The 20,418-nt window shown below is 51.4% G+C and carries 15 protein-coding genes; 2 read left to right on the forward strand and 13 right to left on the reverse strand.

From position 1 onward, the window contains the following. Positions 1 to 503: 503 nt before the first annotated feature. The 8 genes from FE784_RS07045 to FE784_RS07085 form a co-directional block, all read right to left on the reverse strand. The gene (locus FE784_RS07045; protein ID WP_139601437.1) at positions 504 to 1,634 is read right to left on the reverse strand and encodes an ROK family transcriptional regulator; all 1,131 of its coding nucleotides are present in this window, start codon (positions 1,632 to 1,634) and stop codon (positions 504 to 506) included. A gap of 367 nt (positions 1,635 to 2,001) precedes the next feature. Continuing rightward, positions 2,002 to 2,241 (reverse strand): hypothetical protein, encoded by a 240-nt coding sequence (locus tag FE784_RS07050; protein ID WP_139601438.1) that lies wholly within the window; start codon positions 2,239 to 2,241, stop codon positions 2,002 to 2,004. Between the two features lie 446 nt (positions 2,242 to 2,687). Further along, complete coding sequence (locus tag FE784_RS07060) at positions 2,688 to 4,061, reverse strand: GH39 family glycosyl hydrolase (protein ID WP_176706011.1); 1,374 nt, start codon at positions 4,059 to 4,061, stop codon at positions 2,688 to 2,690. Positions 4,062 to 4,095: 34 nt separating this feature from the next. After that, positions 4,096 to 5,280, reverse strand: coding sequence for a M24 family metallopeptidase (locus tag FE784_RS07065; protein WP_139601440.1), 1,185 nt, complete (start codon positions 5,278 to 5,280; stop codon positions 4,096 to 4,098). 56 nt (positions 5,281 to 5,336) lie between these two features. Continuing rightward, the gene (locus FE784_RS07070) at positions 5,337 to 6,164 is read right to left on the reverse strand and encodes a carbohydrate ABC transporter permease (RefSeq protein ID WP_139601441.1); all 828 of its coding nucleotides are present in this window, start codon (positions 6,162 to 6,164) and stop codon (positions 5,337 to 5,339) included. A 26-nt stretch (positions 6,165 to 6,190) separates the two neighbouring features. Then, positions 6,191 to 8,023: a hypothetical protein gene (locus FE784_RS07075; RefSeq protein WP_139601442.1), complete on the reverse strand. Its 1,833-nt coding sequence runs from the start codon at positions 8,021 to 8,023 to the stop codon at positions 6,191 to 6,193. Next, entirely contained in the window at positions 8,023 to 8,898 is an 876-nt protein-coding gene (locus FE784_RS07080; protein ID WP_176706012.1) for a carbohydrate ABC transporter permease, read from the reverse strand. The genes FE784_RS07075 and FE784_RS07080 overlap by 1 nt, the downstream gene beginning before the upstream one ends. Positions 8,899 to 8,981: 83 nt before the next feature. Further along, positions 8,982 to 10,319, reverse strand: a complete 1,338-nt coding sequence (locus FE784_RS07085) for an extracellular solute-binding protein (RefSeq protein WP_139601444.1) — start codon at positions 10,317 to 10,319, stop codon at positions 8,982 to 8,984. 176 nt (positions 10,320 to 10,495) lie between these two features. On the opposite strand from FE784_RS07085, the gene FE784_RS07090 reads away from it, so the two are divergent. Further along, positions 10,496 to 12,256 carry a sensor histidine kinase gene (locus tag FE784_RS07090; protein WP_139601445.1) on the forward strand — a complete coding sequence of 587 codons (1,761 nt, stop codon included), beginning with the start codon at positions 10,496 to 10,498 and terminating at the stop codon, positions 12,254 to 12,256. Next, the gene (locus FE784_RS07095) at positions 12,237 to 13,796 is read left to right on the forward strand and encodes a response regulator (protein WP_139601446.1); all 1,560 of its coding nucleotides are present in this window, start codon (positions 12,237 to 12,239) and stop codon (positions 13,794 to 13,796) included. Before FE784_RS07090 ends, FE784_RS07095 begins: the two co-directional genes overlap by 20 nt. 1,217 nt (positions 13,797 to 15,013) lie before the next feature. Here FE784_RS07095 and FE784_RS07100 read toward each other — a convergent pair. From FE784_RS07100 to FE784_RS07120, 5 genes are all read right to left on the reverse strand, one after another. Further along, positions 15,014 to 15,847: a sulfurtransferase gene (locus tag FE784_RS07100; RefSeq protein ID WP_139601447.1), complete on the reverse strand. Its 834-nt coding sequence runs from the start codon at positions 15,845 to 15,847 to the stop codon at positions 15,014 to 15,016. Positions 15,848 to 15,889: 42 nt separating this feature from the next. After that, positions 15,890 to 17,521 carry an extracellular solute-binding protein gene (locus tag FE784_RS07105; protein WP_139601448.1) on the reverse strand — a complete coding sequence of 544 codons (1,632 nt, stop codon included), beginning with the start codon at positions 17,519 to 17,521 and terminating at the stop codon, positions 15,890 to 15,892. 26 nt (positions 17,522 to 17,547) lie between these two features. Further along, positions 17,548 to 18,432 (reverse strand): carbohydrate ABC transporter permease, encoded by an 885-nt coding sequence (locus FE784_RS07110; RefSeq protein WP_246131934.1) that lies wholly within the window; start codon positions 18,430 to 18,432, stop codon positions 17,548 to 17,550. Between the two features lie 17 nt (positions 18,433 to 18,449). Beyond that, on the reverse strand, positions 18,450 to 19,415 hold the full coding sequence (locus tag FE784_RS07115; RefSeq protein WP_139601450.1) for an ABC transporter permease: 966 nt from the start codon (positions 19,413 to 19,415) through the stop codon (positions 18,450 to 18,452). Positions 19,416 to 19,484: 69 nt separating this feature from the next. After that, positions 19,485 to 20,390 (reverse strand): amidohydrolase family protein, encoded by a 906-nt coding sequence (locus FE784_RS07120; protein WP_139601451.1) that lies wholly within the window; start codon positions 20,388 to 20,390, stop codon positions 19,485 to 19,487. Positions 20,391 to 20,418 lie beyond the last annotated feature (28 nt).

Raw genomic sequence — 20,418 nt, forward strand, 5'->3', positions numbered from 1 at the left:
CCTCTTCCCTTGCATGGGGATACTCTTAGTTGGTTCTTTGTTCACCGTATACAGCATAATTCGCGTACAGAAGTATATGTATCGCAAGATCGGTGAAGGCCGACCGCCTTTGTCGGCGCCAGCAATTCCGCCGGCAATTCCGCGAATCCATAAATAGCGGAACTAGCGTATGCTATTGGATCCGAGTACCCTTGTCGATCGCAAAATAACGGAAAACCATGCCGCTATTCCGCTGTTTACTCTCCATTTTCATCCGAAAGATCTAGATAACGGAAGCTTTGTTCCTTTATCCTCAAGGGTGCAACGGAATTCGGGACAATAACGGAATCAAGTTCCTCTATTTACGGCAACGTATTCTACACGCCTCATCACAAGGTCTCCAGGTTGTATGCGGACGCGTAAACCGACATAGGAGCGATAAAAACTGCTTCCTTCCCTAAAACACTAAAGAAAAACGAAAATAGCCGTCTCAAGCGAGACGGCTACCTGCCGGTTGTATTCATTCATTTTTCCATCGACGATATATAAGAGGTGCCTGCCAGCGTCAGCGCCCCAAGCAAGCCTTGCCTGTCGCCGAATGTCGTTTTGTCCAGCGTCATGCCGACGGTCGCGAACCGGTTCGCCCGCAGCAGCACGGTCCTCCTCACTTCTTCGAAAACGATCGGGAACCGTTCGAAGACGGGGCCGCCCAAGTAAATCGTTTCCGGATTGAATAAATTGACGACATTGCTGAGCGCGATACCGATCGATTTGCCGGCTCCGATACAGACGTCCAGCGCGTCTTTGTCATTGATTCCGTATGCCTCTGCCAACGAAGCCGAGCTGCCGCCGCTTCTTCTGCGGAATTCCCCTTCCAGCATCGGAAACGTGACGACATTTTCCAGACAGCCGTAATTGCCGCAGCGGCATCTTATGCCTTTTTCGTCTGCCGTAATATGACCGAGCAAGCCGCCTACGTTGCCGGCTCCCCGAAGCGGCTCGCCGCTCGTATAGATGCCCGCAACGACGCCGTACGCCACATGGACTACGATAAAATCCGCCGCGTCCTTCGCTTTGCCTGCCAGCTTCTCGGCATACGCCATCGTCCGGCCGCTTTCCTCCAAATATACCGGACAGGCGAAACGGTTCGATAACGCCTCTACGATGTTTACGTGGTTCCATCGGTCCAAGTTCGGGATATTCAAAATCGTTCGTCTCCCGATGTCGATAATCCCGGTCACGCTTACCCCGATCGCATCGACGGACGTCGTCCCGGCCGCCTCCAGAAACGACTGCAGCTTGCCGATCAGCTCCCCGAGCACGTCTTCCTTGTCTTCCAATTCCCCGATTAAATACTCTTCTACGCGGATCAACTCATAGCGGTAATTGGCCAGAGCGAGGCGAAGCCGATATCCGCCGATATCGATACCGAGAAATTTGAATTTGTCCGGATTCGGGGTAAGCAGCACTTCCTTTCTACCCAAGCCGCTTCCGATCCGCTCGCCTTCGGTTATATAGGACTCCGCGACCAGCTTATGCGTTATTTTCGTCAAGGAAGCTTGCGAGAGACCGGTTTTCTCCGCCAGCGCCTTTCTGGATATGCCTTCGCTTTTTTGGATTTCCGTCAACACGAGTATTTCCGAAGTGCTTAACATGACGAGTACAATTCCTTTCCGCTATGGAACTGTTGCGCTTAACGGTTCCTAAACCATCTGTTGTATTGTAGCACATTAAATTCACAATGTGAATTAATTGTGCAAGCAACATAAGGCCCGAAAGTCCATCGTATTATGCTCTGCGCCGGACGCAAAAATATCACACAGATCCAGCACGCTGCCAAAGACCACCTTCATCTAAGCAGTGTCACGAATTTCTTGAATCGATGCTCCATGGTATATGAATCGCGTGCAGCGCAGACGGATGCAGGCAATCATGGACCCTATTCGGAAAAGGCAGCTCAGATGGCAAGGACGGATAGCTAAATCGTTGCACGGGAATTGACTACACGGTCCGCCACCTGCCTTAGCTTACGTTCATAAGGGTAAAAGCGCCAGTTGAACTGGAATTCAGTTCGAAACTGACGCTTTTTTTGCGTTTGATCAGAATAGCGGACTGACTTCCGGGCATCCGCATGGCATCCCCTTGTTCGGGAGCGAGCGAATCTTCCAGAAAAGCGATTCGAGCCGCTTCGGTAGACAGCAGCCGCTCGCGCGTGTCGTAAAGCGCTCTGCGCAACATACGGGGAAATATGGACAATGCCATCTTTGGCCATGCCATCTGGATTTGCTTGTCTTCACGTTCACCAGCTTCAGCCTTTCTTGCGTCATGTCGATGTCATGCTTCTTCTATATGCCATATAGTTCCGCAGCGGTAATTCCCATCATTTACCGCTTCAACAAATTTCGTCCGGATGCAGCGGTACAGCGACATCGTGGCGAAGCCGAGCGATTGGGCGGCTCTGCTCATCGAAACGGCCGCCAGTCCGTTTCGGCCGGCAATCTCGATCGCCGCGCGTCGACAATTTTCCTCCGGACGCTAAGCTCGCCTTTCGGCCCTCGGCGTGGCTGCTTGACGATGCCCAACTCAGCCCTTCCCCCCGGCAGCAGTTTATTTACTGTTTCTTCTTCATCGATACCCTCGCCGCGCTACATGCTGTCCGATCCTCCGTCATCGCTGCATGCCCCGAAATGTATATTTGATAAACAGTATCAAAATCGCTTCCAACGCAGCACCATAACAGAATGCCTGGGCAGGAATACCTCGACTGCTCCATCCTCACCCGCGATAACCGCCGGTGAATCGAAATTCCGCTCCGCATCGAGCAGACGACACTCCGTTCGCCAGCTTGTGCCCGCAGCATGGGCGGCAGAACCCCCACCCCCGACCACCTCGATCGAATATTGGCGGCTCTCGCCGCAGAAATTGCTGATCCACATCGCCATCTCCGCTCCGTCGTCCGAAGAGACGCCGAAGCCGTATAAGCCGGCAGCCGACTCGCCGATCGCTAAGCCGACCCTCTTCCCATAGGCGCACATCAACTGAAATTGCTCGAACACCCGGTACGTTTTCTGCGGGATGCCATACGCATCGAACAGCCCGCTAAACAGCTCGTGCGGCTGGCCGTCGTAGTAGTTCGCTTCGTCGATGGGGGCATCCTGCAGCATCGCGAACACCGCAGCTGCGAATGAGGCACCCTCTTCGTTTTTTTGCCGCTCGAACAAGCTCCGCCGAAACGTCTCTCCCCCCGGCTTCCACAGCCGCCCCCAAAGCTCCGCTTCCGTACCTTCGTCCGCCCGCATGTAGTTCCATTCGTTCAGATGGCTTTCCGTATCCTCAAACCCTGCCTCGTCCAGCAGCTTTCGCGCTTTCAACGCATTTCGCATGATCTGGCCGGGCTCGTCCGCATACGTATGCCAGGTGAAGAAATCGAGCGGCAGCCGATTGTCCCGACAGTAGGCGACGAACCCTTCGGTGAACGGCAGGTTGACCATCGTCGCGGCTTGACCGCCCACCTTCAAAGCCGGATCGTGCCGCTTGATCGCGGTCGCCGCGATCCGGTACATCTCGTAATACTGCTCCGGCGTTCCCGACCACATGCAGTTCCGGTCCGGATTGTCCGGCTCGTTCCAAATTTCCCAATAGCGGATGCCGTAATGAAAACCGTCCGCCCATCCCTCATTGTAATGGCGGATAATGTTCACGCAGATGCGCGCCCACTTCTCCATGTCGGCGGGAGGATGTACGTAATATTTGACCTTCGTATGCTCGATGCTTTCCCCCAGCCTGTATACGATCTTGGCACCCGTAGCCAGTACGGAACGGATGTATTCGTCGGTACGCGAAAAATCGTACGAGGCGGGGTCGTCGGCATCCCGGGAAAAATCGCGGAATATCGTATGAATGTCCACCTCGCCCGGATTCGGCCAGTTCGTGTCGTGCAGCCGGATCAGCGGAAAGCCCGCTTTTTCGTAATAAGGCGTAACGTCCAGGAGCGATCCGTAACAGACGGGACCGTTATTCACTCCGTGCAGACGCTTAAGGGGAGGGAGCGTAAGCTCCGGATGCAGAATGATGTCAGCCATGAGAGCAGGAACCTCCTTTCTATGCCGGTTCCGATTACAGACAGATGATTTCCGGCTGGACGGTTTGCAAGGGGCGCGCTCCGTCTTTGGTGACATGGAAGCCATTTTCAAACCGCAAACCGCCCCACGGAGCGGAAAACAGCGGAATATCGATGGAGAAAACCATATTTTCCTGAACTTCGTCGCGATAGGCGGACGTCAGAATCGGCGCTTCGAACTCAATTACGCCTACGCTGTGAATCGCCGAATATTGCACATGGCTTTGAAGACCCGCCTTCTCAAGAACTTGACGCGCCGCCCGATCCACAACATGGCCCGGCGTTCCGGGACGCAATGCGTCCTTGGCGGCATGCTGCGCTTCAATTGCGGCGGTCATGGCTTCTTCGACTGCTTTATCCGGCTTCCCCAGGATGACCGGCATGCCAAGCGCGCCATGATAGCCCTCGTATCTTGGAGCGATGGTTAACAGAACGAGATCGCCCTGTCCGATTTTCCGGTGCGTTGTTCTTGCCAGAACGGGGTAAGTGTTGTGGACGCCGGAGGCGACGATCGTGTCGATGCCCATTCCTTCCGATCCTAATCGACGCATCGTATATTCCGCCTCGGCGGCGATTTCCCGTTCGGACTTCCCTTCGGCAATGCTCCGAATGGCAGCTTGGAGTCCCTTTTCCGCGATAAAATAAGCGTACTCGATGACCCGGATTTCATTTTCGCTTTTTATGGCGCGAAGCTTCAACATCTGGTACTCGATATCGACCATATTCCCCGGTCCGAATATCGCTCCCATCGCCTCATAAAGCAAATGCGGAATCATCTCCAGCCCGACGATCCCCACTTTCGAAATGTCGCGGTCAAGCTCTTTGCGCATTTGCCCGATTACGCTTTCCAGAGTAGTTACTTGGGCAAACAGATACTCTTCGCCCGGGTGCGAAAACTCGTTAATCACTTTTACATTCCGGCAGTGGGAAGTGGCGTAAATAAACTGATCCGATTCAGGCCCTGTTAGAATAACGGCCTCTCCCTCGGCGGGAATTAAAATGCAGCACGGTTCGAAGTGAGGCGCATAATTAAACAACCAGCGCGCATAAGCCGGACCGTATACGGCCTTATCGTCCGCGTATGCAATGAATAGGTCCAGAGCGTTTTCCTTCAAAAACGCCTTGACCTTCTGCTGCCGGTCGATAAATTCTTCTTTCGGGATTACGGGATACTGCTGCATAAGGATCTCTCCTTTTATTGTTTAATGATTCGAAAGGGTTGAAATGAAAGCGGGCGTCAGCCTTTAACGGCTCCCGCAGTAAGACCGGTGACGATAAATCTTTGTCCGATAATAAAAATCAACAGACACGGAATGATTCCCAAAATAATGTCCGCAAAAGCAAGGTTCCATGATTGATTGTATTTGCCGAAAAATTCGTAAATCCCCATCGTTAACGGCCACTTCTGACTGTTGGCGAAGTATAAATATATGCCGGACTCGTTCCATACGAGGAGAAAGGTAAATACGGCCGTCGTCATGCCGACCGGTTTCAAGAGCGGGAAGATCGCGTACGCGAATACGCGAGTCGGTCCGCAGCCGTCGATGGTCGCAGCCTCGTCGAGAGAAACCGGAATCGTTTTGATGAAGCTGGTAAAAAGAAATATGCTCAAAGGCAAGGAATAGGTGGCGAAAATGGCGATCAGACCGAGGTAAGTTTTATTTAATCCCAGTAGAAGAAACAGAAAATAAGTGGGAAGAATCGCAATCGGAATGATCAACCCCGCAACGAACAGCGTATACAAATAATTCGAAAGCCGGGTCTGCGAGCGCGCCAAATAAAACGCAGCGAGGGAGGCGAAAAGCAGCGTGACCAGCACGACGACTCCCCCGATATAAAGGCCGTTAAAAAGGCCGAGCAGAATGTTCGCTTCTTTCATGACGATTTGATAGTTGTCCCAGATCATTTCGGCGGGCCACGTTAGCCGGAACAGGTTGGCCTCGTTTTGCGATTTGAAGGAGTTAACGAGCACCATCCAGATCGGGACGATATAAATAGCGGCAATGCATAGAAAAATAAGCTCGATCAGAAAACTCCAAATTTTATAACGCTTTGTTTGAACCATCCTATTTACCTCCCTGCCCGGTCGTCTTACTCGCAAGCGTAGCGAATTCGGGCGACCGACAGGGGCGGCAATTCAAGCACTTCCCGATTCGGATCGGCCCAGGCAAATGTCCTCTCGATCATCGGTTCCAACATCGATTCGGCATGCAGCAGCCGAAGCTCCGAATCGGCTCCGCTGCCGACCACCTGGACGGCGCAGCTATGCTCCGCCGAGCGGTTGCATAAGAATACATAACAGGCTTCATCGCTTCGAATCGCCAACGCATCGACTTGCGCATGCCCGTCTTCCAGCATTGGCGTTTCCAGATTTACGGGGAGCACCTTCCCGGGAAAAGCAGGCCTGTACAGCTTGTAAAGCTCAGAAATTCCCGTTTCTTGCACGGCGCCTCCGTGCGTATGAACCATGCCCATCACATTAACCCAATTATAGTAGGTGGCCATCTCCATATCCGGCGCCAATGCGGCCATCGCATGAATAACTCCGGAATAAAAAATGCCGTGTCTGGCATCGTCAGACTCGAAGAAACGTTGATCGTCCCAATGTGCCGCCTGCAGCCAAATGTTCCATTCCGTCATTGCGGCGGTAGCCGCAGAGCCTGCCGCCCGGCAATCCGCGATCAGCGCGGTCAAATCGCGGCGGATCGACTCAACGCCCGCAACGGAAAACCCGATCTGTTCCGCCGGCCGGTCCGACCAGCCCGTGCAATACCTGTGAATGGTCAACACGTCGAACAGCCCCTGCGCCTCCTTCAACACACGCTCTCTCAGCGGCTCGGCCGCCTGATTGGGCGCCCCCTCGCTCTCCTCTACGCCGATCGCAATGATGCGCGGAGACGAATAGTGACGACGAATGACCGGTACATACGTTTTCAGCGCCTCCACGTACATGGCCGCATTCATGTGTCCTGGCTCCCAGAAGCCGTACTCTTCGTTTCCGATCATAAAATAGACGGTCGGGGGCTCGAGCCCCCGTTCCCGATACCAATTGTCGCAATAGGCCGCCATCTCTCCCGCAGCCTCGGGCGTGCTGCCGCCGATGTGCACGTTCAGGAACGGAAACATGTTTTGACGCAGACATTGATCCAGGTACTCCTCGATGCCGTAGTCGTAATCGATTCTCCATTTGAACACCGGATCGGGGAGCGACGGACGCAAGTGAACCGGACCCGTGCCCTTCTTCCAATCGTATACGCCGGACAGACTGCCGCCGGCAAAGCGCATCGTCGGAAGCCGCATCTCGCCCATGAACTTGTCCATATGCCGATTCAGATGAGAAGAGGCGTCGGCAGGCCGCAAGTGCACCTGATCGAAGTAAACTTCGCCGTCCGTGATGAAATCGATGGAGAACACGGCGTTGTCATCGCCGCTATCCGTCTGCAATGGCACCGTAAACCGCTTCCAGTGCGCCGTATCGACCACGATCCGGCCTGTGTCAAATCGCGGTTTTCGCGATACGGAATGGATGGAAATTTCCAGCGTGACGGGAGCGTGCCTCACCCTTGCCCATAGTTCCGCCTCTAGCCGTTCGCCGGCTCTCAGCACGACTCCCTTCTGAAGAATGGCCCTCGTTCCCGGCCCTCCTCCGTAAACGTGCACCATTTGCGATTCGTCGCCGGATAGACTGACGCCGCGGACGAGCCGGCAATGCATCCCGCCCATATTGTGAATCGAAGGACTCCATCCGTGGGCAAGGCCGGTCTGAGCATGGAACGGATAACAGAACTTCGGATTTTTCAACCGTTCCGACACGAGTCCTTCATGGGTATACATGGTCATATCCAAATTCGCCCCCAGCAAAGTCGCAGGAGCTATCGGGCCTTCCCGATCCATAAGCGCGATTCGCGCTTGCGCTTGAACCATCAGTATTCTACCTCCATCCTTTTGAACAGCCTGAGCAACAGGAAGCTGATTGCGGAAATTACGATCGTAAACAGCAATCCGGCCGCAGCCGAATATCCGAACAAGCCCGCTCCAAAACTTTTAAAGATGAACGTGCCGTACACTTGGGTAGCATCGGCAGGCCCGCCGTTCGTCAAGCCGTATACTTGGGCAAAGACTTTGGTGCCGTTGATGAGGGAAAGCATCGTATTGATCATCAGCGCGTAGCTTGTCAGCGGCAAGGTAACGCGCATAAATTTTTGCCAAGCGCCGGCTCCGTCGATCGTAGCCGCTTCGTAAAATTCCTCCGGAACAGACTGCAGGCCGGCAAGGAAGACGATCATGGTCACGCCGACGCCCATCCAAATATCCATGGCGGATACCGAGAGCATGGCGATGCGCGGATCCGACAGCCAGGGCATCGCCAGAACATCAAGGCCTATGAAGCGGAGGCCGGCGTTAATGGGACCGTTGACATCTTCGTACAGCGCCTTGAAAATCACTGCAATGACGATCGGATTAATGACGACGGGCGCAAAAACAAGCGTACGGTAAAACGTCTTCAGCCGAAGCTGATTGTGGAGCAGGATTGCGAACAAAAAGCCAAGCACGATTTTGGCCGCCGTCGTGACAACCGAGAAATATACGGTATTGAAGATCGATTTTTTGAACACGGACGACTCGAACAAATCCTTGAAATTTTCCAGCCCGTTAAACATCGGATTAAGCGGATAAAAGGCGGACCAATCGGTAAAGGACATGAATAATCCGGCTATATTAGGCAGAACAAAGAAAAGCATAAATAAGAGAAAGGCGGGCAGAGCAAGATAAAGGGGATAGCTTCTGGCTTTCTGCATTGCAAACTCCCTCCTTAACATGCATATCCTGATCTTGTCTCAGGGCGTACATGTTCCGGCGCATAAGGTGTGTTCATCCGCTGTTAAAATCCTGGGGTTTTGGCGACTCTGTTCAGCTTCTCGTATTCTTTATACCAGTCGTCGTAAGCCGCTTTAATGTCTTTGCCCGAGAACATCGACTGCCATAGCACGCCCGAATCCCCGTACTGGAACCCGGTCAGGAATTCATTCAAATAAGAGTTCGTAACCGGAATTTGATTGTCCGCCAATTTTTTTTCATAGTCGATCTGCCAGGCGGATTTTTTCGTCGGAAACCCTTTGTAAGGACTGGCGCCTTTAAACGGCTTTACGGATATGGCGAAGTTCTCCGCTGTCATCACGTAGTTGATAAATTGCTGCGCCGTCTCTTTATGCGGAGAATTTCTCGGAATGGCGAACGCCCGGAGCGTCAGACCGACGACTCCGCTAATATAATCATTCGACAAGGTAAAAGGCATCATGCTAACGTTGTTGACCGCGTCTCCCCCGATTCTCTCGAAATCGGTATACAGCCAGTCGCCCACCATCACCATCCCGGACTTGCCTTCCAACACTTTTTTCCAAGCCGCATCTCCGTACGGAAGCGATAGGGCGTCTTTGTTCGTATAAGGCTTTAACGCCAAGACACGCTCCGCGAGTTCGATAAAGGCCGGTTCTTGAGACGCCTTCGTTTGGTTCGTTCTGATTTTCTGGGCAAGACTCGGGTCTTTCTGCATGACATGAACGCCGCCGAGCGCCGGAATCATTTCATGGGTCCACGAATCTTTGCCGGGGATTACAATCGGTTCGACGCCCGTTGCCTGGATCGCCTTCAGCGCATCGACAAGCTGCCGATAGTTCATCAGGGGAAGCTTGACTCCCGCTTTCTCCAGCACTTCTTTATTGTAAATGGCGCCGTAATAGCCGATCGGAGCCGCGTAAGCCTGATACACCTTATCGTTCTCAGAGATGACTTTCTTGACGCTCGGTTCCATCAGATTGGTCCACGGACCGCTTAACGGCTCCAGAAAATTGTAAGGAATATACTGCGATCCGGCGTTGGTCATGATAAGATCCGGCGCGTCGCCCGTGGAAATCTTGGTCGTTATGATGTTAAGCGCCTGCTCCGGCGGAACCATATCTATCGTGATTTTATTGCCGGTCTCCGCCTCGTACTTCTTAATAATTTCCGCCAAACCTTCCGATTTGCCCCAATCGTTGTTGACAAGCAGGCGCATTTCGACCGGTTTTTTAGTGCCTGAAGCGCTTTCATTACCGCCCTCCTTTTTTCCCTGTCCGCCTCCGGTCGCCGTGTCGGACGCGTTTTTGCCGCATGCCGAGACCAACAGTGCAAGTACGAGCATCAGAACCCATGCGAATCTTTTTTTTGATCTGCTCATCATGTCCCCATTCCCCTTCGGTGTATGATTTGTGTGAACCGGTTACATGTTTATCTTAAACAGCTGCGGAAGCAAGTGAAATAGAAAATCTTCTTTTCATCATCTGGATAATCTTCGCAGTTTCCCGGAAACGGGTAAGTCGGCCGCCAATCGTGTTATAGTGGAAAGGGGGGACTCGAATGAAGCTCGGCAGGAACCTACAAAACCGTTTCTTTATCTCCTATTCGCTTGTCTTATTATTGATCGCCGTGTGCGTCAGCGTTCCGATGTATCTGTATCTGCATCGAAACATCGAGCGAAATTTGATCATCTCCATTAACGAGACGGTTACGACGACAGCCGAACGGCTGGAAAATAGCCGCATGCAGTTCGAGAATATAAGCAACCAGCTGTATTTGGATAAGGACGCCGACGGGAAAACGGTGCTGCAGTATTTGCGGCAAATGTCCGAGAATCCGTTTTCTTTCGAATTTCACCAATCGAGGCGCGCCGTGGAAGGCTTCCTCTTCCTTACTTCGACGATCTATTCCGATATCGACAGAATCAGTTTGTATACGGATAACGGCAGCGCGCTTTCCAATCGCTTCGATGTGGATGAACCGTCACTTGCGGCCGTTGGCCGTGCCCGCTTTCATGAAACCGCTTCCTCCGAAGGGGAGCTCATCATTCGATTTGCCGATTCCGATCCCGTCTTTGCGAAAGAAGCCGTGCCCGTCTTCAGCTTCATTCGCTTGCTGGCGCCGTTCGAGAACCGGTTTGCGATATTGGAAGCCCAGTATACGGTTAACGAAATTATGCCCGCTGATAAACTGGCGCATATTCAAGGCGCCGTTCTCAATGTGTTGGACCGCGACCGGCAGATTTTGTATTCGAGTGGCGACAGCAACTTGACTCCGTACGCGGCGAACTATCAATATGAACAGAAATTGTCCAAATCAGGTCTGACGATCCAGATCATCGCACCCAAGCATGAGGCGTTTAGGCCGCTTAACGTATTCAGAGACGTGACCATCCTGTCCGTGGCCGCGCTGATCGTTTTCTCCATGCTCGTGTTTTATTTGCTCTCTCGCGTGCTTACCCTGCCGTTGAAAAAGCTGAAAAAGGCGATTGACTCGATCGATCTTCACGACGGCCAGCCCGACATCGATAATATGTTCCATATGGATGAAATCGAATCCATCAACCGCTCCTTCCGGCGAATGACCGACCGGTTGCATCATTCCTTGGAGGAGACGATCAGGTTTCGGACGCAGCAGCTTCAATCCCATTTCGACGCGCTGCAATCCCAGATCAATCCTCATTTTCTGTTCAATATGCTGGGCGTAATCCAAGCCTCGGCCGAGAACGGGCACAATGCCCGGGTCGTGCATCTCTGCAGCAATCTGGCCAGCTTCCTGAGCTATTCGATTGCGACCACTTCGCCTGTCACGACGCTGGACAAAGAGTTGGCATTTACCGTCAAATATTTGGAGCTGATGCAAAGCCGCTATTTGCACCGGCTGCAATATCGGATAGAAACGGACGAAAGTATGGAGGGCATCGTCGTTCCGAAGCTGATCCTTCAGCCCTTGGTCGAAAATTGCATTCAACACGGCTTCAGGGAAAGCGGGGAAAGTCTTGAAATCGCGATTATCGGCAACATGACAGAAAAATCGTGGACGCTCGTTATTCGCGACAACGGATGTGGATTCCCGCAGGCCGAATTGGAGCGGATTCGTACCAGAATCAGCGATTATTTGCAATCGCTCGATGACGGAGTGCCCGGCGAGAAGCTGACGCTTGGCGGAATGGGCGTCGTGAGTTCATTCGCGCGTCTTCGCTTCCTTTTTCGGGAACAAATCCATTTCTCCGTCATGAACGGAGAAGACGGCGGGGCCGTCATTCAAATTCAGGGAACGTTAAAGCGCGGAGGGACAGCAGATGAAAATTATGGTAGTTGATGACGAGCCGTTCTTTCTGGAGCAACTGAAACAAATTATCGGCGCCTACGCCCGGGAGGAAGGCGTTCCGATTGAGGTCATAGACGAATGCTACAACGGCAGGGAAGCGCTGAGACGAATTTCGGAGACGCTGCCCGACGCCGTGATTTCGGATATCCGCATGTCGGCCATGGACGGCATCGAATTGGCAAGAACGATACAGGAACGGTGGCCCAATCTACCCGTTGTCATTATTAGCGGGTATCCCTCTTTCGATTACGCCAGGGAAGCGATGCGCAGCAACGTCGTGGATTACTTGCTGAAGCCGATCGATTCCGCGGCGCTTAAGAACGTGCTCGGCAAACTGCTGAGAAAGGTCGAAAACGAAAAGGTCGACCAGCTTGGGAAAATGATGCAGCTTTTGATCCGATCATCTAAGGAGCCGCCTGCGGCGGCGATTCGCGAATTGTCCGAAGCGATTCCAAGTTTTCGCGCCGTAATCGTCAAAAATTTGATGTCGCAATCAAATCCCTTCTTGTCGGGATCGCCTTACGATTATGAAGATACCGCTTTCCGCTCCTCGCTCCGGCACTTGCTGCAAACGAACGAAGAGGCGTGGCGCTTCTCTTCGGATCACAACAAATATTTTATTATCATCATGAAGGTTCGTCATGACGATCCGTTAAGATGGCAGGAGATATTGCGGCATATTCAGCGTTTCTTCCGGCATTCGAGCCGCATTGCGCCTTCTCTGGTCTGTTCCCGGCTCCTGCGCGATTGGTCCCTGCTGTCCGCCCATATTCCCGAACTGATCAAGTATTTGTATGAGCATACGGTCATCGGGCGGTCCCGGCTTATTTTTCACCCCGATTGGCAAGAAGCGATTCCTGACGAAACCTTTCAATCCGAATTGAACCAGATAGACGAAATACGCCTGACTTCTCTGTACCAGCGCAGAAATTGGAAAGACTTAAAGGCATTAATCGACGAATGGATAAACGGCTGGGAAGCCCGGCAAGCGCCTGCCGTAAAAGTCGAAATCAGTCTGAAGCATATCGTTCGGCTTCTGACGCAGCAGAAACTTGCGCAGACCGGCGAACGCTTGATCCTCGATAGCCGGGTGGAAGAAATTATCGATGTTGTTCAGTCCCATGAAGAATTGACGGAAGCCTTCTGGACGATCCTGAAGAAAGGATTTGTTATGGAGGAAGCCCAGGAGAAAGACCGGGATGAACTTCGGCTTATCTTCGACCGGATCGAGAGTTATATTAATAACCATCTTGGCCGGCCGTTAACCTTAAATGAACTGGCCGATAAGTTTTATGTATCCGTATCCACTTTGTGCAATCTGTTTCGGGATTACAGCGGCAAGTCGTTCGTCGAATACGTCACCGCGCTTCGCGTAGAACGGGCACAGGAATTTATGCGAGCTTATCCCAAGATGCTGAACAAGGAAATTGCCGAACTGGTCGGTTATCCGGATCAAAATTACTTCAGCAGAGTATTCAAATCGGTCGCAGGCGTATCCCCCACCGATTATCGGGCCAGTCTCTCCCGGTAGCTCTTAATCTTTTGTTGCTCAAGTTGATCATCATCGTCCTCGATCGCTTTTTTAGTTTCTCATATTCTGCTTCTAATTCTTTGAGCTTCGCGTGCTGCTCATTAGCCGGTTCCTCTAAACCCATCTTGGCACGGCCATTCGCAATCGCTTACACAAAACACTGTGTCCTCCTATCAAATTTTCGGATAGGATCAGTGGCAAACGTATCCGGGAAAATGGGCCAACCGGATGGACGACAAAGAGGTTCACGTATGCATGCCATGCTGCTGCCAGGTTGCATAAAGCATTGTTGCAAAGACCGGCAAAGAGACATGTGCCGACTGGCGAGCTACTTTTGTTCAGGTAGTTCTGAACGATTTGCGGACGCTCGCCAAGACATCCCGAGTCGACAACTAATCACTCAGTTCGCACCGTAGTGACCATAGTCTGTTGTTATAGTTACCCGTATGTGAAAAGCACTTGCCCACAAGCATAGATTTCGCTGAAGTTCTTGTCCCCCGACAAAAGCAGAATGGTTTCGATGATTCGTTTAACAATAACCGTATAAAAATAAAGAAGCCCCAGAAAGGGGCTTCTTTATTTTTATACGCCAGCAGGGACATTCAACGATCCGCGGCAGTAGTTAATTCGGCCTTGGCAGCTGTGTACGAATAAGCAACCGTATCGATATTTCGTGAAAGCCTGTACAGTGGCAATAGGCTGAATTATTGCACGAATTCCCTAACACTTTGATCAATACCTACCCCGCCGCTACCGACTATACCGTACGTGGTATGTTGTACAGAGTTTGTTATCGTTTGAACATAAACGCTTGTGCTTGTCCCATTGCGGTTTTTATACATTGTGATCCTCGATCCCTTATCTTCAGTGGCATAAGATAAGGGATCGGCGCTGTAGAGCGCTTAAACTCTATAGACACCCGGCCGGCCCCCCCACCCTTCCCCATCGTTAGCTTCCAACAGCTGAGCGTAACAGCTCGCTCAGCCCAGTGATTAAGTCCCACCTCTAATTCGCCCGCGCCCCGGTAACCTGCCTCCTGATCACTTAATAAGTGGACTGGAAGCATCCTTTTGCGTATCTAGGAACGGGACGACGATCGAGAGCAACAATTCGGTCTTCTCCAGTACCGTGAGATGCGTTGTGGGAGGGAGTACGGCCAATTGGGATGCAGGGAGTCCGATCAACGGGACGGCAAGTTGCGAAGCTGCGAACCGAAGCTAAACCGACACTTCAGTATCCTCGTCATTGCCCCACTCCTCCCAGGCTCCCTCGTACGGCCTTACATCTGGAAAATCGAGCAATCGGAGTACGAAATAAGTATGGGCTCCCCGAGAGTTGAGCTGGCAATACGGTACAATTGTCAGCTCTCTACGGACGCCGACCTGGGCCAGCTGTTTCTCCAGCACGGCAGCCGGTTTGAAGCGGGGCACGCCGTCCGGCTCGTTCAAGGCAAGCGCCGATTTCCATTCTAGCCAAGCCGCTCCCGGAATATGGCCACCTTTGCGATTGTTCCACTTGTTCGCGCCCGAATACTCCTCGGCGGACCGTACATCCAGAAGCAGACTGTTCGTCAGTCCCTCCTGAATGTTCTGCTTCGTCGTAATTCGTGCGGGATGCGCGACTGCTTCACTCCAGTCGCCGCGTTTCGCGGGCGGCACTTCTTCGGTTACCTGTTTTCCCGCCGCCTTCCAAGCGGTGAAGCCGCCATCCAACAGCTTAACTCGGTCACGCAGTCCATAATATTCCAGATCGTAGAATACGCGGGCGGCAAGTGCACTTTTACCGTCGTCATAGAGGACAACCGTGCTGTCTCCACGCAGCCCGACACGTTCCAACGCAACACGGGCCGTCTCAAGCGGTACGATCTCGATCGCACCGGGATGTTTCAGCAAATCGGACTGCAGATGACGCGCTCCGGGGATATGCTCCTGTTCATAGCCTTCATTGCGAACATCGAGCAGCAGCAAATCCGGTTGCTGGAGGCGCTCCTCCAACCATTCGATGTCGGCAAGCAGTTCGTAGTTCGGGTAAGCGTTTTGCGATTCAACCATCTTTGCGTTGCTCCTTTTTCGTCTGGAATTTCGGAAATGGATTCAGCTTTTCAAATTGCGTTGATAAGCCGAGTTGTACAATTTCATATATTCGTCCAAGCCTAACTTTTTGAAGTTGTCGATAAATTTGTCCCACTCCGAGAAAGGAAGATCCCCAAAAATAAATTTGGCTTCCATTTCGGTCACGTAGGTGTTCAGATCTTTATCCAGCACTTGTATTCTTGTATTTTCCTCAGGCGTATAGTTAAAGACAGGCCAAACTTCCTTCAAAATGTCCGCTTTCACTTTATCGGTAGCTGCGGTTGCCGACGGCAGGCTCTCTGCGCCTTTAAAAAACTTTTGCATGACAAGCGAAGGATACCGACCTCCAGGCCATGTCAAATATTGAATCAACGCCTGTTCCAACGTTAGTCCCTTCGGATTGTTTTTGATCTCATCGACATAATCCACGGAACCGTCCGGCAGTTCTTTATAGGTGACGTCCTTGAAACCCATCAGGAACATCTTGATGCCTTCTTCGCCATAGAAGTGGTCGATCCAGCGGACCGTCGCTTCCGGATGCTTGTTTTGGTTGGTTATTACGAACGAACCGGGATAAGACACTCGCGGTCTGGTCAACGAGAATAAATGATCCCCGTGAGGCCCCGTATACGCCAGGCCTCCGATATACGAGTTTTGATTCATCACGGTTTGCGGATTGGTGGTGATTATGGCTCCATAAAGTCCTTGCGAGCCTTTCGAAACAAATTCGGTGCTCTTGATCGTGAAGATGTCCTTATCGATCAAGCCTTCCTGATAAAGCTTATGGATAAATTGCAGCAATTCTTTATACCGGGGGTCCGTCGGGATAAACCGGATGTTATTCGTTTTTGTATCCACATCCACGAGGTTATGAGCGGCTCCCCTGTTGCCAAGTCCCCACGATCCTCTCAAATACTGCACAATAGGAGTGATTCCGGCGCTGCCGAAAGGAACTTCATCCAGTTTGCCATTGCCGTTCAGATCGGTCGTCTTGACGGCCTTCAAATATTGGTAAAACTCGTCCGTCGTTTTGGGCTCGGGCAGCTTCAATTTGTCCAGCCACTCTTTATTCAGCCACATTTTGTTGTTGGTGATGGCCGTCGTGAAATCAGGATCGACCGAAGTCGGGAACGAGTAAATATTGCCATCCGTCATGGTAACCGCTCTTTTGATTTCAGGATATTTCTCCAATAGTTTTTTGAAATTCGGCGCATGCTTGTCAATTAAATCGTTAAGCTTAATAAATACGCCCTGACCTCCGTATTTCAATAGATCCGTGGAAGGAAACTGTGCCGTATGAAAGGCATCCGGCAATTGGTTGCTGGTGAGGACGAGATTACGTTTCTCCGCGACAATCTCGAACGGAACCATTTCAAAGCTTACCTGGATGTCGGTCATCTTCGCGTATTCTTTCCATAGCATGACTTCATTCCAGTTGGGCGCGGTTGCAGCCGATTTTCCGGCAAAAATTTTCAACGAAATCGGTTCCTTCGTAATCGGAAAACCGGTCGCATTCAGATTCTGAACGGGAGTATCCGTCGTTTTCGGTTGCTCGTTCTGTCCGCTCTTATTGTTCGGAGTCGCATTGCAGCCGACAAGACCGGTCGCCAAAGTCAAGGACAGCATACCGGTGAACATTTTCCTTTTTTTCATAAGTGACTTACCTCCAGATGTTGTAGTTATCCCTTTATAGCGCCTATAAAAATCCCTTTAACGAAATATTTTTGCAAAAAGGGGTATAAAAGGAGCACAGGCAAATTGGCAGCGATGACTGCGGCGTATTTGACCGATTCCGCGTTCAGAAGTTGCTTCATCAAGGAATCGTCCCCAAGCGACACCATATCCTGCAAATCGTTTTGAACCAGTATTTCCCTCAATAAAAGCTGCAAAGGATACATCGTGCGGTTATTCAAATAAAGCATCGCATTAAAATAAGCATTCCAATGCGCTACGCTGTAAAAAAGAATCATGACGGCAACAATGGGCATGGACAGAGGCAGTACGACTCTCCACAGCAGCTTGAGATTGCTGCACCCGTCAATGGAAGCGGCTTCCTGCACCTCGGCGGGTATGGTTGTTTGAAAATAAGTTCTCATAATGATCACATTGACAACCGAAACGGCGTTAGGGAGAAGCATCGCCCAGATCGTATTAATCATGCCGAGATCCCGGATCAGCAAATAAGTCGGAATCATGCCTCCGCTAAAAAACATGGTGAACAACAGGAATGCGGTTATGGTCTGCCGACCCTTGAAATCTTTTCGCGACAACGGATAAGCCGCGCATATGGTTAACACCAAGTTGATCGCGGTACCGGTTACGGTATAGAAGACCGTATTGATAAAGCCCCGCTGCAGTTCCGTATTTTTCAATATCTTTTCATAGCCTGCAAAATGGACGCCCTTGGGCATCAGCAATACCTCTCCCGTCACTACGGACTGCGGGTTGCTTATGGAAGCGATGATGATAAAAAACAAAGGGTATAACACGATCAATGCAACAAAACTGAGTACGATCGTAATGGACAGGTTGAAAAGCTTGTCTTCTCGCCAGATGCCGTACAAAGTATATCCTCCCTTTCTTACCATAAACCCGTATGATTCAGTCTTCTTACAGCCGAATTGGCAACAACCAGCAGAAACAAGTTAATGAAGGAATTGAACAACCCGACGGCGGTTGAAAAGCTGAATTGCCCTTCCACAATGCCGGTCCTGTATACATAAGTAGAAATGATATCAGACGCTTCCATATTCAATGGATTTTGCATCAGAAAGGCCTTCTCGAACCCGATGCCCATAATCGTGCCGATTTGCAGCATCAGCAGGACGACAATGGTCGGCATAATTCCCGGCAAATTGACATGCCGGATGCGCTGCAGACGGGTCGCTCCGTCTATTCGGGCGGCTTCATGGAGCTGAGGATCGATTCCGGCCAGGGCAGCCAAATAAATAATGGAACTCCATCCCATGTTCTGCCATACGCCCGAGAAGACGTATATCGTTTTAAACCAGGCAGATTCGGTCATGAACGAAATCGGACCGACTCCCACATATTGCAGTAAAATATTGACCACCCCGTTTTGGGGCGACAGGAAGATCATAATCATCCCGACGAGGACGACCGTGGACAAGAAGTGTGGGGCGTATGTCACGGTTTGCACAAAGCTTTTGAAATACTTGTTTTTTACCTCGTTGATGCAAAGTGCCAGAATGATCGGGACCGGAAAGCCGACCACGAGCTGATAGAAGCTTATGCCAAGCGTATTTTTAAGCAGCCTCCCGAAATAATAGCCTTTCAAAAAGCGTTCGAAATGCTGGAAGCCGACCCAGGGACTTCCCCATATTCCCTTGTTGGCCACAAAATCTTTAAAAGCGATCAGCACGCCATACATGGGCGTATATTCGAATACGATAAAGTAGACGATAACCGGCAAAATCATTGCATATAAATCCCAGTTCGCTTTTATGCTTCTCCATAACTTGGACCGCACATAAGATTTACCGGTCTTTTTTGCGCGCAACCGTATTTCCCCCGTCGAGCTTTGCATACATTAACCCCTTACTGATAGTGAATTGGCCGAAGAAGCCCTTCCGATGCTTTGCAGCGAGTCCGTTCCCTACTGCAATTTCAACAGCTTGCGAGCGTTATTTCCGAATATGCCCTCGATCTCTTCCTCTCTGAAACGCAGTTCCCTGGCGATCCGAACTTGGTCTTGCAAATAACGATTGATAAAACCGCGCGGGAAGCCGTTCGAATCCGTCCCGAACACTATCCGTTCCGGTCCGATCAACTCGTAGGTTTTGCGGAACAACTGCTCCAGCGTCAATTCGTAAAGGGTCCACCGGACCCATTGGTTGGAGCCTGACGTATCCACATAAATATTCGGGCACCCCCAGCACAGATGCAGCAGCTCCTGGAAATATCCCGCGCCGAAGTGAGGAATGAGGAATGGAATGGTTGGGTATTCGGATGCCACATTGAAGATCGACAGCGGGTTTATGTTCAAATGCTGCACAATACCGCCCGTGTGCCCCAACAAGCCGAAATGGATTAATACCGGCAGCTGTCTTTCGGCCAAAAACTCCCAGACCGGCTTGAGCGAGCGATCGTGAAACGGGATTTGCACCATTGGGCCGAACAGCTTATATCCTCTCAGACCAAGCACATCCACCGCGCGCTCCAGTTCCTCTCTCGCATTCGGAGCTTCTATGGAATGATGGGCGAAGCCGGTAAATCGGTCCGGATTAGCCGAAATTTTTGATGCCAGATCGTCATTGTTCGCGGCAGTCAAAAAGTTAATTCCTCCGATATTGTGGCGATCCAGCGTCTCGATCCAGCGTTCCATGAGCGGCTTGCCCTCGCCCTCGGGGTCGGAGCCTTCCTTGGGAAAATCCCAGGTCAATCTCATGGTTTCCGCGCGTTCCCTGTTCTTCTTCACATGAATCTCGTTTGTCGACAAGAACGGCTGCGCATATGGCAAATGACCATGAATATCAAACACTTTAAAGCCGCTGGTGAACATAGGGAATATCCTCCTGTCCTGTCTCTGA

The sequence above is a fragment of the Paenibacillus hemerocallicola genome, from assembly GCF_006265175.1.
Taxonomy (GTDB): Bacteria; Bacillota; Bacilli; order Paenibacillales; family NBRC-103111; genus Paenibacillus_AB; species Paenibacillus_AB hemerocallicola.